Source organism: Bradyrhizobium sp. WYCCWR 13022 (assembly GCF_030435535.1).
GTDB lineage: Bacteria > Pseudomonadota > Alphaproteobacteria > Rhizobiales > Xanthobacteraceae > Bradyrhizobium.
On sequence record NZ_JAUIZJ010000019.1, the window covers coordinates 49,748 to 64,525 of the forward strand.

14 protein-coding genes are annotated in these 14,778 nt (G+C 64.4%); 6 read left to right on the forward strand and 8 right to left on the reverse strand.

Annotation, left to right across the window (positions count from 1 at the left end; genetic code table 11):
- Positions 1-176: 176 nt before the first annotated feature.
- Positions 177-1,355: an acetyl-CoA C-acetyltransferase gene (locus QY049_RS25630; protein WP_194479085.1), complete on the reverse strand. Its 1,179-nt coding sequence runs from the start codon at positions 1,353-1,355 to the stop codon at positions 177-179.
- A 297-nt stretch (positions 1,356-1,652) separates the two neighbouring features.
- Here QY049_RS25630 and phaR point away from each other — a divergent pair, with 297 nt between their 5' ends.
- Positions 1,653-2,246 carry a polyhydroxyalkanoate synthesis repressor PhaR gene (gene phaR / locus QY049_RS25635; protein WP_194479084.1) on the forward strand — a complete coding sequence of 198 codons (594 nt, stop codon included), beginning with the start codon at positions 1,653-1,655 and terminating at the stop codon, positions 2,244-2,246.
- Between the two features lie 107 nt (positions 2,247-2,353).
- Positions 2,354-2,971 carry a trans-aconitate 2-methyltransferase gene (locus QY049_RS25640; protein WP_258764678.1) on the forward strand — a complete coding sequence of 206 codons (618 nt, stop codon included), beginning with the start codon at positions 2,354-2,356 and terminating at the stop codon, positions 2,969-2,971.
- 6 nt (positions 2,972-2,977) lie between these two features.
- Here QY049_RS25640 and QY049_RS25645 read toward each other — a convergent pair whose 3' ends face one another.
- A complete protein-coding gene (locus tag QY049_RS25645; RefSeq protein ID WP_258764676.1) occupies positions 2,978-3,865 on the reverse strand; it encodes a branched-chain amino acid aminotransferase in 888 nt (295 codons plus the stop codon).
- A 149-nt stretch (positions 3,866-4,014) separates the two neighbouring features.
- On the opposite strand from QY049_RS25645, the gene QY049_RS25650 reads away from it, so the two are divergent.
- Positions 4,015-4,950 carry an alpha/beta hydrolase gene (locus QY049_RS25650; RefSeq protein ID WP_194479081.1) on the forward strand — a complete coding sequence of 312 codons (936 nt, stop codon included), beginning with the start codon at positions 4,015-4,017 and terminating at the stop codon, positions 4,948-4,950.
- Here the strand turns inward: QY049_RS25650 and QY049_RS25655 are convergent, their stop codons facing one another.
- Entirely contained in the window at positions 4,951-5,079 is a 129-nt protein-coding gene (locus tag QY049_RS25655) for a hypothetical protein (protein ID WP_256442498.1), read from the reverse strand.
- Between the two features lie 214 nt (positions 5,080-5,293).
- Here QY049_RS25655 and QY049_RS25660 point away from each other — a divergent pair, with 214 nt between their 5' ends.
- Complete coding sequence (locus QY049_RS25660) at positions 5,294-6,163, forward strand: hypothetical protein (protein WP_309493998.1); 870 nt, start codon at positions 5,294-5,296, stop codon at positions 6,161-6,163.
- Between the two features lie 144 nt (positions 6,164-6,307).
- Positions 6,308-7,888 carry a diguanylate cyclase gene (locus tag QY049_RS25665; RefSeq protein ID WP_258764674.1) on the forward strand — a complete coding sequence of 527 codons (1,581 nt, stop codon included), beginning with the start codon at positions 6,308-6,310 and terminating at the stop codon, positions 7,886-7,888.
- A 59-nt stretch (positions 7,889-7,947) separates the two neighbouring features.
- Here QY049_RS25665 and QY049_RS25670 read toward each other — a convergent pair whose 3' ends face one another.
- Together QY049_RS25670 and QY049_RS25675 are read right to left on the reverse strand one after the other, a co-directional pair.
- The gene (locus QY049_RS25670; protein WP_258764672.1) at positions 7,948-9,093 is read right to left on the reverse strand and encodes a PLP-dependent cysteine synthase family protein; all 1,146 of its coding nucleotides are present in this window, start codon (positions 9,091-9,093) and stop codon (positions 7,948-7,950) included.
- 45 nt (positions 9,094-9,138) lie between these two features.
- The gene (locus QY049_RS25675; protein ID WP_194479078.1) at positions 9,139-9,603 is read right to left on the reverse strand and encodes an Lrp/AsnC family transcriptional regulator; all 465 of its coding nucleotides are present in this window, start codon (positions 9,601-9,603) and stop codon (positions 9,139-9,141) included.
- A 159-nt stretch (positions 9,604-9,762) separates the two neighbouring features.
- Between QY049_RS25675 and QY049_RS25680 the strand changes: the two genes are divergently transcribed.
- On the forward strand, positions 9,763-10,779 hold the full coding sequence (locus QY049_RS25680) for a 1-aminocyclopropane-1-carboxylate deaminase (RefSeq protein WP_194479077.1): 1,017 nt from the start codon (positions 9,763-9,765) through the stop codon (positions 10,777-10,779).
- Positions 10,780-10,952: 173 nt separating this feature from the next.
- Here QY049_RS25680 and recQ read toward each other — a convergent pair whose 3' ends face one another.
- The 3 genes from recQ to QY049_RS25695 all read right to left on the reverse strand — a co-directional run bounded on the left by recQ (position 10,953) and on the right by QY049_RS25695 (position 14,774).
- A complete protein-coding gene (gene recQ / locus QY049_RS25685) occupies positions 10,953-12,818 on the reverse strand; it encodes a DNA helicase RecQ (RefSeq protein WP_258764668.1) in 1,866 nt (621 codons plus the stop codon).
- A gap of 105 nt (positions 12,819-12,923) precedes the next feature.
- Positions 12,924-13,667, reverse strand: coding sequence for a polysaccharide deacetylase family protein (locus QY049_RS25690; RefSeq protein ID WP_258764667.1), 744 nt, complete (start codon positions 13,665-13,667; stop codon positions 12,924-12,926).
- Positions 13,668-13,772: 105 nt separating this feature from the next.
- Positions 13,773-14,774, reverse strand: coding sequence for a homoserine O-succinyltransferase (locus tag QY049_RS25695; RefSeq protein WP_258764666.1), 1,002 nt, complete (start codon positions 14,772-14,774; stop codon positions 13,773-13,775).
- Positions 14,775-14,778 lie beyond the last annotated feature (4 nt).

A 14,778-nucleotide genomic window follows, 5' to 3' on the forward strand; every position in this document is an offset into this window, starting at 1 on the left:
TTTGACGGACATCAAGAACAAAACGCCCGGCGTTGAGCCGGGCGTTTGTATTTAGTCGAGGCTTGCGCGGTTGCGAAGAATATTTGATTTGCAACCGCCGCCTTTTTAGTCGCGTGCAACGCACCCACTCATGTGTGCAGCGCACGCGCAAGTTACGCGTCAGTGTGGTGTCAGCTTCAGTCGCGCGCGAGACACATCGCGATACCCATGCCACCGCCGATACACAGCGTGGCAAGGCCCTTCTTCGAATCGCGCTTCTGCATTTCGTGCAGCAGCGTCACCAGTACGCGCGCGCCTGATGCGCCGACCGGGTGGCCGATCGCGATCGCGCCGCCATTGACGTTGACCTTGGACGTATCCCAGCCGAGGTCCTTGTTGACGGCACAGGCCTGCGCCGCAAAAGCCTCGTTGGCCTCGATCAGGTCGAGATCGCCGACGCTCCAGCCGGCCTTCTTCAGCGCGGCGCGCGAAGCCGGGATCGGGCCCGAGCCCATGATCTTCGGATCGACGCCGGCCTGCGCCCAGGACACGATGCGCGCGAGCGGCTTCTTGCCTTCCTTGGCGGCCTGCTTGGCGGTCATCAGCACCACGGCAGCGGCGCCGTCATTGATGCCGGAGGCCGAGCCTGCAGTGACCGTGCCATCCTTCTCGAAGGCGGGGCGAAGTTTCGCCATCGCATCGAGGGTGGCGCCGTGACGCGGATATTCGTCGGCGCTCACGACGACGTCGCCCTTGCGGGTCTTGATGGTGACCGGCACGATCTCATCGTTGAACTTGCCGGCCTTCTGCGCAGCTTCAGCCTTCTGCTGCGAGGCAACGGCGAACTCGTCCTGCTGGGCGCGGGTGATCTGCCACTGCCGCGCGACGTTCTCGGCAGTGTTGCCCATGTGGTAGCCGTTGAAGGCATCCCACAAGCCGTCCTTGATCATGGTGTCGACGAATTCGAGGGCGCCCATCTTGACGCCGCCGCGCAGGTACTGGGCGTGCGGAGCCATGCTCATGGACTCCTGGCCGCCGGCGACCACGATCTCGGAATCGCCGTTGAGCAGCGCCTGGTAGCCGAGCGCGACGGTCCGCAGGCCCGAGCCGCAAAGCTGGTTGACACCCCAGGCCGGGCTCTCCACCGGAATACCGGCGCCGATCGAGGCCTGGCGGGCGGGGTTCTGGCCCTGGGCGGCGGTGAGGATCTGGCCCATGATGACTTCCGAGACCCGGCCGGGCTCGATGCCACCGCGCTCCAACGCAGCCTTGATGGCGACGGCGCCGAGATCGTGTGCGGGAAGGGTCGCGAAGGCTCCGTTGAAGCTTCCGACCGGGGTGCGGGCGGCGCTGACGATGACGACATCGTCTGACATGGGCATCTCCTGAGGCTTGAGGTTCTGAAGAAAAGGGGCAGCCGGGCGTTGGAAAATGACCCGTCAGTCTCGTCCGGCATCCTGTTAACGTCATTGAACCATGTCAATGCCGCAGCGCATTCAAAATAGCGTTCTTGGCGCTTTCGCAAGCAGGTTTTTGCTGTGCGATTAACCGTGCCGCACAAAACGGTAGCGTGAGCCCTTTGAAAATGCTTATTTTGTTGCGTTGCGTACTCTTCCCGCCCTGCGGCATTGGCCGCTGGGTTCCCGTTCTCAGCGTCTTTCAAGTGAGAGCCCATGGCGAAATCAGACCAACCCACCACCATCAAGAAATACGCGAACCGCCGGCTCTATAACACCGGAACGAGCACCTATGTGACGCTGGAAGACCTCGCCGCCATGGTCAAGGACGGCGAAGATTTCCTGGTCTATGACGCCAAGACCGGCGACGACATCACCCGCTCCGTGCTCGCCCAGATCATCTTCGAGCAGGAGAACAAGGCCGGCCAGAACCTCTTGCCGACCACCTTCCTGCGCCAGTTGATCCGCTTCTATGGTGACAGCATGCAGATGGTGGTGCCGAAATATCTGGAGCAGTCGATCGCGACGCTGACCCAGGAGCAGGAGAAGTTCCGCAAGCAGATCGCCAACACGCTGTCCGGCACCCCCTTTGCGCCGCTGGAAGAACAGGTCCGCCGCAACATGGAGCTGTTCCAGCAGACCTTCTCGATGTTCAAGCCCTTCGCCCCCTCCGCGGGGCGCCCGGCAACCCCGGAGCCGGAGCCCGATGCCAACGCCCCGGCGGCGACGGACAGCAACATCGACGACCTGCGCCAGCAGATGAAGGACATGCAGGAACGCCTCGAGCGGATGTCGAAGAAGGACGAGTAGGCCTCGCCTTCGTACCTGCGCGTCCGCACATGCGGGCGCGCGAACTGACAATTGATTGCGGCGTCGCCACTGTCGCGCCACCATCCCGGCAAAGGGCCGGAGCCGCCATGTCCGACCGAACCACGCACTGGCAGAACGTCTACGCCACCAAGGGCGAGGCCGAGGTCAGCTGGTTTCAGGATAGCCCGGCGATCTCGCTCGAGATGATTCGTGCAGCCAGTCCGGATCATGACGCTGGCATCATCGACATCGGCGGCGGCGCGTCGCGGCTGGTCGATGCCTTGCTGCACGACGGATATCGCGACGTCGCAGTGCTGGACCTCTCCGCCAACGCGCTCGATGCGGCAAAGAAGCGCCTCGGTACGGCCGCCTCAATGGTCGACTGGATCGTTGCCGATGCGACCACGTGGCGGCCGGCAAAGACCTGGGATGTCTGGCACGATCGCGCAGCGTTTCACTTCCTGACCGATCCGCGCGACCGGGCCGCCTACGTCGAGCGCCTGCGCTCGGCGCTTGCGCCGGGCGGCCAAGTGATCATCGCGACGTTTGCGCCTGACGGTCCGGAGAAATGCAGCGGCCTGCCGGTGCAGCGGCACGACAGCGCCAGCCTTTCCGCGGAGCTTGGCCCGGAGTTCTCGCTGGTCGAGACCCGCAGCGAGACCCATCACACGCCGTGGCATTCGACGCAGGCCTTTCAGTTCAGTCGGTTTCGGCGGCGCAGCTAGCTCGCGTCAGGCCGCCAGCTTCAACGCATGAGCAAAGTCCCAATATAGCTTGCGCGCCCTGGTGTAGAGCGGGCCCGGCTTCAGCTCGCGCTGGTCGATGCGAATCACCGGTGCGACTTTCGCAAAATTGCCGGTGGAGAAGATCTCGTCGGCGGCGAGGAAATCCGCATAGCGCAGCGTCTTCTCGACCACGGTGATGCCGTCGCCGCGGAGCAGGCTGATCACGCGCTGGCGCGTGATGCCATTGAGGAAGGTGCCGTTCGGCACCGGCGTGAAGACCACGCCGTCTTTCGCCATGAACACATTGGAATTGCCGAACTCCGCGACGTTGCCGAGCATGTCGAGCATCAGCGCGTTCTGGAAGCCGCGCGAGGCCGCTTCCGCCAGCGCGCGCGAATTGTTCGGATAGAGGCAGGCGGCCTTCGCGTCGACCGGCGCGCATTCCGCCGTGGGCCTGCGGAACGGCGACAGCGTGATCGCATTGCCTGTCGGTTTCGGCATCGGTGCCTCGTAGATGCAAAGGCACCAATCGGTGGTTTCGGGATCGAACAGCACGCCGCCGCCCGAGCCGTTCTGCGCCCAATACATCGGCCGGACATAGAGCTCGGCATTCGGCGCAAAGCGCGCGATGCCTTCGCTCGCGAGCGTCATCCAGGTGGCGGCATCGACCACCGGCTTCAGGCCAAAATTGATCGCTGACTGGTTGGCGCGGGCGACGTGGCGATCGAGATCGGGGGCGACGCCTTCGAACGCGCGCGCACCGTCGAATACCACCGAGCCGAGCCAGGCGGCATGCGTACGCGGTCCCATGATCGGCACGTTACCCTCGTGCCATTTACCATCGAAGAAGGTCCAACTCGGCGAATATTCGATCGGCTTCTTGATCTCGGCCATATCAGGCCTCCCCTCGAAAATATCCGGGTACTATTGTCCCAATTTCTAAACGATTTGCTGTGGGGAAGCACCACCTCTCCCGTCCAGGAGGTTAAGACACCATCGCGTCCGAACCGGCTATAATGCCGGGCACGTCACGGAGTTTTCCCATGCCGCTCGATCCGCTCGCAAAGCGCTTGTTGACCATGATGGCTGCGGCTGCGCCACGGGCGCCGAGCCGGCCGAGCGTCGAGGCACGGCGGCAATCGCTGGCGAAGCTGATGCAGTTCGCGCGAGCCGAGGCGCCCGAGGTGGCCGCGTCCGACGGAACGCTGCCGGGCCCCGGCGGAGAGCTGCCCTATCGGCTCTATTCTCCCGCGTCGTCAGGCGAACGCGCGCCGGGTTTCGTGTTCTTTCATGGCGGCGGGCTCGTGGCCGGCAGCGTCGCAACGCATGACCGCATTGCGGCCGCGCTGGCACATGCGACCGGCTGCCGCCTCGTCTCGGTCGACTATCGGCTCGCGCCCGAGCACAAATATCCCGCCGCCGTCGACGACGCGATCGCGGCCACCGAATGGGTCGCGCGAGAAGCTGAAACGCTCGGCATCGACGCCGAGCGGCTGGTGATCGGCGGCGATTCCGCCGGAGCCACGCTGGCTGCGATCGTGTGCCAGGAGGCAGCGCAGAGCGCCGGCCTCTCTATCGTCGCGCAATGCCTGATCTGCCCGGTGCTGGATTTCGAGGAGACCTCACCCTCGCGGGAGGCGTTCGCGGAAGGGCATCTGATCGACCGCGTCACGATCGAGGCCGATCTGGCCGACTATCTGCCCGAGGGACTGGATGCCGCCGATCCGCGCATCTCGCCGCTGCGCGCGACGCGGCTCACGGATCTGCCGACCGCGATCATCCACACCGCCGAATTCGATCCGATGCGCGACGAGGGCAATGCCTATGCGCGCAAGCTGCTCGCCGCCGGCGTCGCCGTCGAGCATGTCTGCCACGACGGCATGGTTCATAATTTCCACGCCATGGGCGCGATCCTGCCGCAGGCACAGCTCGTGCTGTCACAGATCGGCGAGCAGGTCAGGCGCGCGGTGGAGAAGTAGTCACGCGCGCGCGTCGAGCACGGCCCTGGCCGCCTCGACATAGTCAGGCCAATGCGCGGCGGCGACGGCCGCCGGAGCCGCGGCAGGGCCCGCCAGGCCAGCGAGCAGGAAGCGGCGTGACGTGTTCATGGCTGTTGTCCTTCAATTGTCAGACCTGCACTCAGGCGTAAGAGGAGTCAGGACGAGCACGGCGCGGTAACCGGGCACTTCGATATCGTCCATCGTTTGCGGATAACGCTTGACCAGGCAAACGATCACGTTCCAACTAACAACGGCTCCGTCATCAAATCGTCGCGCGTCGGATTGTCACGTGTCTCATTGCAGCCGATCGACCCGCTCAGCCCTGCGCGTTGTCGCGACGGGATTGCTTTGTGCGACGATCCCGGCCGGCGCCGCCCGTGCTGCCGACGAGGAGGACTCGCCGGCAAAACCGGCCGTTCCCAACATCTATCTCGATCTCCGCACGACCTATGCCACGATCCCTGCGGGCACGCTCGGGCTTGGCTTCGGCAACAGCTCCCTCTCAGCCGCGTTCGAGGCGCTCGCGGCACAACGTGGCGTGACCCTGCCGAACGGCTTGCCGGCCGCAAAATCGATCGCGGTCGACCTGCCGCTGACCGTGGATGTCAGCGACCGCGTGTCGCTGTATGGCGGTGTCTCCGGCTCGTCGACGAACATCGGCGGCGGCTGGTCGTCCTTCGATATCACCAGCTGGAACATCGGCGTGCAGGCCGATCTCCACCAGCAGAACGGCGGCAAGATCCCGACCATCACGTTGCAATCGACGCTGACGCAGTCGGTGCCGAACGAACAGGGCATGACGAATTCGTTCAACAATGTGCTCGAATTCGATTACGCGCTGGACGAGGACGAGACTCGGGGCTGGCTCGCCGGCATGCAATACACCCACACCGACATCGCGAGCCTCGTCGCCCGGATCAAGCCGAACACGATCCTCTATGCCGGCGGCTACTACCAGTGGCCGAACGACTGGAAGTTCACAGGCCGCCTCGGCGTGCAGTCATTCGGCGGCGCGCAACTCGCCGGCCGGACGCTCGCGGAGCCCTTCACGCAGCCAATCCTGCGGCTCGACCTCGATCGCATGGATGACAATGACAATCGCCTGTTCGGGATCACCGCGCAAATCGCGTGGATGCCGAAGCCGTCCTACCAGGTGACCCTGCGCACACCCCTCTACGCGGTGCGCAACTAACAGCGAACCTGGGAATTTTGTAGGTTCCGCGTCAACCGGTCGTTAATCCTCATTCGAAAACATCGAGAGTGTTAGATTACCGCAAGTAACCTTGCGCGACACTCAGGCGGCTTTTCGCATGAAGTTCAGCGTCGGAGACTGCGAATGTCCCGCTTGGTCACGGAACGGACGTTCCTTGCTGGGAAGATCTTCTTCAATTTCGGCCAATCGTCGATCGACTGTGTCGTGCGTCGGCTGTCCGAAGAGGCCGCGACACTGGAGATGGAAAGCGGCCTCGGCGTGCCCGAGCGCTTCCAGCTCAGACTCGCGGGGCGCGAGACCCTGGCCTGTCGGGTGGTTTGGCGGTCCGACCGCCAAGTCGGGGTCGCCTTCGAACAGCCCGGCGGCGAGCACCCGACGGGCGAGGAGCGCGACCGTTCGTCCGACGCGCTGATGCGCGGCCAGATGTTGGCGCTACGCGCCGCGCTCGATCATGTGCCGACCGGGATCGTGCTGCTCGACACCCACCTCAGGGCCCGCCTCATCAACCGCTCGTTTCGCCAGATGTGGCACCTGCCCGACGAGGTTGCCGACAGCAATCCATCCATTCTCACACTGCTGCATCACGGACGTGACATCGGAGCCTATGAGGTGCCGGATCCTGCCCTCGATGCCCATGTCAGGGAGCGTGTCCGCGTCATTGAGGCGGGCGATCCGACACCGGTCGATGTACGTCGAACCAATGGCGATGTCGTGCGCGTACAGTGCACGCCATTGCCCGACGGCGGGCGCATGCTGACCTATACCCCGGTCACCGATATCGTGCGTGCCTCGGACGAGCTGAAGCTCCTGCGGGACGCCCTGGAGAATGTTCAGGACGGCGTTCTCCTGCTCGATTCCAGCCTGAACGCAAGCTTCATGAATCTGCGGATGCGGCGGTTCTGGGAGGTGAGCGAAGAGGAGGCCGCCGCCCGCCCGGCCTATGCTTGGCTGGTGAGCCGCGCGCACCGCGCCAGTGCACCGGACCTTCCGGCGAACGAGCTGGCAAAATTTCCGACCAAGCGCGTCGCCGAGGTCATGGCCGGCGATCACGTGCGCGACCTTCAGACGCCCGACGGGCGGCGGATCAGGGCCCATTGCACCACGATGTCGAACGGCGGCCGCATGTTGACCTATGTCGACATCACCGATCTCAACAACAAGGCCACCATGCTGGAGCGGCTGGCGACCACCGATCCACTCACGGGCCTGTTCAACCGTCGGCATTTCCTGGGGGCACTCGATGCGGAATGGAGCCGCTTCCAGCGCTACTACCGCTCGGTCTCGGTCCTGATGCTCGACATCGATCATTTCAAGTCGGTCAATGATCGCTACGGCCACGCGGTCGGCGACGAAGCGATCAAGGCCGTTGCAGCCGCATGCAACGAGGGCAAGCGCAAGTCCGATCTCGTCGGTCGCATTGGCGGCGAGGAGTTCGCGGTTCTGCTGCCCGAGACCAGCCTCTCACGCGCCAAGCTCGTCGCCGAGCGAATCCGCAAGCGTGCGATGGCGACCCGGCTGAACGCGCATCAGGTGCAATTCGGCGTTACCGTGAGCATCGGCATTGCCGAGGCCACAGTCGGCATGTCCGGCATCGACGCGCTGATGGGTGCGGCCGATCAGGCGCTCTATCAGGCCAAGGACGAAGGCCGCAATCGCTGTGTCGCCTGGACGCCCGAGCCACCTGCAAGCAAGGCGGCGGAGTGATAAGGACGCGGCGGCACCGTTCCTGGCGCGGACCGCGGCCCCGGCTATGACGCAGGGCTTCATATGCTCTGCGGATTTCCGACGTCGTCGACTGTGAGCGTCAACGGCTCACCCGTCGCGAGGAACGACGATAGGGCCGCCTCGACCGGCCCCGGATCGAGGCCGCGGGCCTTCAGCCAATTCGGCTCATAATAGGTCTGCCGGTAACGCTCGCCGGAATCGCAGATCAACGTCACGAGCGATCCGGTCTGGCCTGCCTTTCGCATTTCCGAGGCCAACCGGCACAGCACAAGGAAATTGGTCCCCGTGGAGCCGCCGACCGCGCGGCGCAGCCAGCGCGACAACACGTTCATCGCGGCGATCGTCGCCGCATCCGGGATCTTCATCATGCGGTCGACCACGCCTGGCACGAAGGACGGCTCGCAGCGCGGCCGGCCGACGCCTTCGATCAACGAGGGACGCTCGCAAACACGCGAGCGATCCTGCGCGCGGAAGCAGTCGAAGAAAGCGGAATGCTCGACATCGGCAACGCATAGCCGTGTCGGATACTGGCGATAGCGCAAATAGCGGCCGATGGTGGCCGAGGTGCCGCCGGTACCCGCTCCCATCACGATCCAGTCCGGCAGCGGCCGCGGTTCGCCCTTCAATTGCGTGAAGATCGATTCGGCGATGTTGTTGTTGCCGCGCCAGTCGGTGGCACGCTCGGCGAAAGTGAACTGGTCCATGTAGTGACCGTCCAGACGCGCGGCGAGCGCGGCCGCCTCGGCATAGAGCGCGCGGCCATCGTCGATCAGGTGGCAATTGCCGCCGTAATGCTCGATCGCGGCGATCTTCTCCGCCGAGGTCGTGCGCGGCATCACGGCGTAGAAGGGCACACCGATCATCTGTGCGAAATAGGCTTCCGACACCGCAGTGGAGCCGGACGACGCCTCGACAACGGGCGTACCTTGGCGAATGTGGCCATTGCAGAGCGCGTAGAGGAACAGCGAGCGCGCCAGCCGATGCTTGAGGCTTCCGGTCGGGTGCGTGGACTCGTCCTTCAGATAGAGGTCGATGCCCGAGAGTGCCGGAACGATCAGCCGGATCAGATGAGTGTCGGCCGTGCGGCACTGATCGGCTTCGATCGCGGCGATGGCCTCGTCGACCCAGCCGCGCCGATAGCTGGGGGCGGCGGGATCGTGCTGGCGAAAGGGAAGCGGCTGCATCGGTCGAATCTCGCATGAGGCATATTGCGCATCAATGGGTCCCGCTTAGAACTCCAGCGGCGCGTTGTCGACGACCTCTTTCATGACGAAGAAGGTGCGGGTCTGCCGGACGCCGGGCAGCGCGATGAGCTGCTCGCCGTGGATGCGGTTGAAATCTTCCATGTCGCCGACGCGGATTTTGAGGAAATAGTCGAAGTCGCCGGCGACGAGGTGGCAGTCGAGCACGAATTTCAGCCTGGCGATCGCCTGCTCGAAGGTGGCAAAGCTCTCCGGGGTCGAGCGGTCGAGCACCACGCCGACCATCACCAGCGTGCCCTTCGCCACTTTCTTCGGCTCCACCATGGCCCGGACAGCGGCGATGAAGCCATCCTCGAACAGGCGCTGGGTGCGGCGATGGCAGGTGGCGGGGCTGATCGCGACTGATGCGGCCAGCTCGGCATTGCTGAGCCGACCGTTATTCTGCAGCAATCTCAACATCTTGAGGTCGATGCGGTCCAGTCTAGCTGACATGGAAGAAACTTCCGTAAAATAGGCACACTCTGGAAGAACTAATAGCCAAACTCGAATATCGTGCAAGACCACTCACAAGAACGGTGCAATATTCGAAAGCACCTTCTTGCGGTGCAATGCTAGGCACATCCCAGACACAACGCCAATTGGGATGATCCAATGAACCTGGACAAATTCGCACGCTATCCGCTCACCTTCGGCCCGACGCCCATCGAGAAGCTGGAGCGGCTGTCGAAGCATCTCGGCGGCAACGTCGAGATCTACGCCAAGCGCGAGGACTGCAATTCCGGCCTCGCCTACGGCGGCAACAAGCTGCGCAAGCTCGAATACATCATTCCCGACGCGATCGCCTCGAACGCCGACACGCTGGTCTCGATCGGCGGCGTGCAGTCGAACCACACCCGCATGATCGCGGCCGTAGCGGCCAAGATCGGCATGAAGTGCCGCCTGGTGCAGGAAGCCTGGGTGCCGCACGAGGACGCCGTCTATGACCGCGTCGGCAACATCATGCTCTCGCGCATCATGGGCGCCGACGTGCGCCTGGTCGACGACGGCTTCGACATCGGCATCCGCAAGAGCTGGGAGCAGGCGATCGAGGAAGTGAAAGCCGCCGGCGGCAAGCCCTACGCAATCCCGGCCGGCGCCTCCGTGCATAAATTCGGCGGGCTCGGCTATGTCGGCTTTGCCGAGGAAGTACGCAAGCAGGAAGCCGAGCTCGGCTTCAAGTTCGACTACGTCATCGTCTGCACCGTCACCGGCTCGACCCATGGCGGTATGCTGGTCGGCTTCGCCGCCGACGGCCGTGCGCGAAAGGTGATCGGCATCGATGCCTCGTTCACCCCGGCGCAGACGAAAGCGCAGGTGCTCGCGATCGCCCAGAACACCGCGAAACTCGTCGAACTCGGCAAGGACATCGTTGCAGACGACGTCGTGCTGATCGAGGACTACGCCTATCCCGCCTATGGCGTGCCCTCGGAAGAGACCAAGGAAGCGATCCGCCTCACCGCGCGACTCGAAGCCATGATCACCGACCCTGTCTATGAAGGCAAATCGATGCAGGGCCTGATCGACCTCGTGAAGAAGAACCATTTCGAGAAGGGCGCGAAGATCCTCTACGCCCATCTCGGCGGCGCGCCGGCGCTGAACGGTTATGGTTACGCGTTCAGGAACGGCTGAGGTAGCCTGGCTCGAGCCCGCCCTCAACTGTCGTCCCGGCGAAAGCCGGGACCCATGACCCCAGGGAGACGTTTGGCGAAGGACGTCTCCCCCCTGCCTCAAGATAAATCACGCGGTATGGATCCAGGATCTGCGCTCCGCTTCGCTGCGTTTGTCCGGGATGACAAGATATCCTACCGCGTCCTGACGATCTGCAGCAGTTCGTCGCCGTAGTGCTCGAGCTTCTTGTCGCCGATGCCGGGGACGTTGCGCAATTCGTCGAGCGTGGTCGGCCAGGCCCGGACGATGCCGTCGATGGTGGCATCGTGCAGCACGACATAGGCAGGGACGCCGCGCTCGCGCGCCACATCCGAACGCCAGGACCGCAAGCGCGCGCGCAGCGCGGGATCGACATCGCCCTGCGGCGCGCCGGCAGCCGGCGCGAGGTCGCCGCGGCGGGATCTTGTTCGGCTGGCGCGAACGCGCGTCGTGGGCGCCTCTTCGCGCAACCATACCTCGGTCTCGCCGCGGAGCACGCCGCGCGCAGAGTCGGTCAGCTTCAGCGCGCCGAAGGCTTCGCTATCGGCCTGCAAATGTCCCATTGCCACCAGCTGCCGCAGCACGGTGCGCCACTGCTTTTCGTTGAGTTCGCGCCCGATCCCGAACACGGACAATTTGTCGTGGCCGAACTGCGTCACTTTTTCGGTCAGACGCCCGATCAGCACATCGATCAGGTGCATCGCACCGAAACGTTGTCCGGTGCGGTAGGCACAGGACAGCAGCTTCTGGGCCAACACCTTGCCTTCGCGCATTTTCGGCGGCGTCAGGCAATTGTCGCAATTTCCGCAGCTCTCGCCATGCAGGGTCTCGCCGAAATAGGCGAGCAACCGCCTCCGCCGGCACTGCGTGGTCTCGGCGAGCCCGACCAGCGCATCGAGCTTGCCGATCGACACGCGCTTGAAGTCGTCGGAGCCACTGGACTCGTCGATCATGCGGCGCTGCTGCACGATGTCGGAGAGGCCATAGGCCATCCAGGCGGCCGAAGGCTTGCCGTCGCGCCCCGCACGGCCGGTTTCCTGATAATAGGCCTCGATGCTCTTGGGCAAATCAAGATGGGCGACGAAGCGGACGTCGGGCTTGTCGATGCCCATGCCGAAGGCGATGGTCGCGACGATGACGATGCCGTCCTCGTTGAGGAAGCGGTCCTGATTGCGCGAGCGCACCTGGCTATCGAGCCCGGCGTGATAAGGCAGCGCCGCAATGCCCGCATCGTCGAGCGCAGCGGCGACTTCCTCGACCCTGTTGCGCGACAGGCAATAGACCACGCCGGCGTCGCCAGTGTGGCGGTCCCGGATGAACTCCTTCAGCTGCGACACCGCGTTGCGCTTGTCGACGATCTCGTAGCGGATGTTGGGGCGGTCGAAGCTCGAGACGAATTGCGGGCTGTCCGCGAGCTGGAGCCGGTGGACGATCTCCTTCCGCGTCAGCTCATCCGCCGTCGCGGTCAGCGCGATGCGCGGCACGTCGGGAAAGCGCTCGGCGATGATGGAGAGGCCGACATATTCAGGCCGGAAATCGTGCCCCCATTGCGAGACGCAATGCGCCTCGTCGATCGCGAACAGCGCCACCTTGGCCTGCGCCAGCATCGACAGGCAGCGCGGGGTCACCAGCCGCTCCGGAGCGACATAGAGCAGGTCGAGATCGCCCGCGATCAGGCGCCGCTCGATGTCGGAAGCCTCCTGGAACGACAGCGACGAGTTCAATGCGGCGGCGTTGACGCCGGCCTCGATCAGGCCTGCGACCTGGTCGCGCATCAACGCGATCAGCGGCGAGACCACGATGCCGCAGCCTTCGCGCAGCAACGACGGCAATTGATAGCATAGCGACTTGCCGCCGCCGGTCGGCATCAGCACCAGGCAATTGCCGCCATCGGTGACGTGCCTGACGATCTCGCCCTGCGCCCCGCGAAAGCCCGGCAGGCCGAACACTGAATGCAGCACCGACAGCGCATCACGGCCGTCGGCCGGCGCTGGCAGCGGAGCGGTGGAAGGGGCGGACATGGGCGTGTCGGAGGCTTTGAGAGATTCGTCACAACGCCAGTCGCATGGCGGCGTTGGCGTGGCAAGCACATCTTCTCCCTCCACAAGCGGGTAGAGGTTGAAAAGCTACGCCCCAATCCTGCGCAGGGCCTCCGCGACGGTCACGATCGGCATGTTGCGCCTTTCCGCCGCCTCCAGCGCGTGGCGCAGCAGGGCCGGCGTGCAGCCATAGGGGCTCGGCGCATCGACGACGTCATGACCGTAGAAGATCAGCCAGCCGCCGCTTGCGACGGCCTCGTCGAAGTAGCGGTCCACGCCCGCCGTGTCGATCTCGCAATTGACCAGCGGCGAAGCGCGCAGGAACTGGAGATCGATGACGTCACTGTTGACGCCCGGAAGGATGCCCCGCGCAGAGCGGAAGTTTTGGGCGAGCTGCGGCTTGCGCCAGACCGAGGCGAGCCCATAAGGATAGGCGAAATTCTCGAGCCGGATCGAGGAGTCGATGCCGAGGAAATGACTGCGGTTGCGTTCGATCTCGTGCGCCATCGCGCTCTCGTCGAGATCCACCGCGCGCAGATGCGAGAAGGTATGGCAACCGATCTCGTGGCCGGCACGATGCAGCCGGACGATCGCACCGTTCGACAGGCCGTGCCAATGATCGTCGGGCTGGTCGATCAAGCTGCCGGAGAGATAGAAGGTGCCGCGCCCGCCATGAGCCTCCAGCAGCGCGGCGCCCTCGCCTGCGGCGCTGTCGGGCGCGTCATCAAAGGTGAAGCTAACCATCGGCGCATGCGCCGGCAAACGGTGCGGCGCGGCGCGGAAATGCCGGGCCAGTCGATTGCTCACGCGTCCGTTGAGGGCCGACAGCACGGGTGCGTTTCCTGTGATTTCATATTTCTGCACTGAAACATTTGCGCACGGCCTGAGGCAAGCTTAACGCCCCGGTAATCCTAACGCGGAACCTGCGGCTCCGGGTCAACGCGCGAGCAGCGGAGCATCCGTCTCCGCGCCGAGATATTGCAGCCAGTTGCGAAATAGCGCCGCTGCAGCGGTGCCGGCGGCGATATCGGCGCGCAAAGTCAGCGCCGGCAGCTCGTTGGTCAGCGCCGGATGGCGCTGGTGCCTCGCCCGCTTCTCGAAGCGAGCGAGCTTCTCTTCCGTCGCTGCGTCAAAATAACTCACGGGAAGGGCCGGATAGACCTCGCGCTCGCGCGCGAGGTAGCGGCCGATGTCGCGCAGATATTCGCGCTGGAGCGACAGCGCGTCGTATTCAGGATGGCCCTGGAAGAACACGAAGCGGCTGGCATATTGCCTGACGAAGACGTCGACCCCGGCTTGGGCCGACCGGGTCAGCACCTGATAGCCGGCCTGTGTGAGATCGTCGGCAGTGACTTCGTTCAGGCGCGAATGCGAGACCTTGAGCGGCGCGGGCGCATCGCGCGTCAGCGGATCGGCGGTTGTGGGTTCACAGTCAAAGATACCGTGACATTTGGTCGGCAGGCGCCGGCGTTCGACGCGATCGAGATGCAGCACGGCCGCATGGGCGGCGAGGCACGACCAGATCGTCGAGCGGGTGTTGACCTTGGCCCAGTCGATCAGCTCGGTGAGGTCGCGCCAATATGGCTCCTGGTCCAGTTCGGGCGCGATCGGCTCGGCGCCGGTGACGATAAGCCCGTCGAAGGTCTGCCGCCCGAGATCGGAGAGATCGGAATATTCACTCTCGACGTGCCATTTCGCTTCCGGCGAGCGCTTCACCGTCGGCAGCGAAAAGCAATGGAAGCGGATGCGGCGGGGCCCTGCAGCGGCCTGGAGCAGTTTCATGAACTGCCGTTCGGTCGCCTTCAGCGCAGGATCGGGCATGTTGTTCATCAGTCCGATGGTGAGCTCAGCGTCGCCATGATCGCGCGCGGGATCGCCCTCGGCCGGCACCAGCGCCGGACTTGCGATACCTTGATCCCTGGCGATCAGGACGCTCATCGGC

Coding starts and splice junctions, on each gene's coding strand:
- QY049_RS25630 (WP_194479085.1), bottom strand. CDS start 1,355: ATGTCAGACGATGTCGTCATCGTCAGCGCCGCCCGCACCCCGGTCGGA.
- phaR (WP_194479084.1), top strand. CDS start 1,653: ATGGCGAAATCAGACCAACCCACCACCATCAAGAAATACGCGAACCGC.
- QY049_RS25640 (WP_258764678.1), top strand. CDS start 2,354: ATGTCCGACCGAACCACGCACTGGCAGAACGTCTACGCCACCAAGGGC.
- QY049_RS25645 (WP_258764676.1), bottom strand. CDS start 3,865: ATGGCCGAGATCAAGAAGCCGATCGAATATTCGCCGAGTTGGACCTTC.
- QY049_RS25650 (WP_194479081.1), top strand. CDS start 4,015: ATGCCGCTCGATCCGCTCGCAAAGCGCTTGTTGACCATGATGGCTGCG.
- QY049_RS25655 (WP_256442498.1), bottom strand. CDS start 5,079: ATGAACACGTCACGCCGCTTCCTGCTCGCTGGCCTGGCGGGCCCTGCC.
- QY049_RS25665 (WP_258764674.1), top strand. CDS start 6,308: ATGTCCCGCTTGGTCACGGAACGGACGTTCCTTGCTGGGAAGATCTTC.
- QY049_RS25670 (WP_258764672.1), bottom strand. CDS start 9,093: ATGCAGCCGCTTCCCTTTCGCCAGCACGATCCCGCCGCCCCCAGCTAT.
- QY049_RS25675 (WP_194479078.1), bottom strand. CDS start 9,603: ATGTCAGCTAGACTGGACCGCATCGACCTCAAGATGTTGAGATTGCTG.
- QY049_RS25680 (WP_194479077.1), top strand. CDS start 9,763: ATGAACCTGGACAAATTCGCACGCTATCCGCTCACCTTCGGCCCGACG.
- recQ (WP_258764668.1), bottom strand. CDS start 12,818: ATGTCCGCCCCTTCCACCGCTCCGCTGCCAGCGCCGGCCGACGGCCGT.
- QY049_RS25695 (WP_258764666.1), bottom strand. CDS start 14,774: ATGAGCGTCCTGATCGCCAGGGATCAAGGTATCGCAAGTCCGGCGCTG.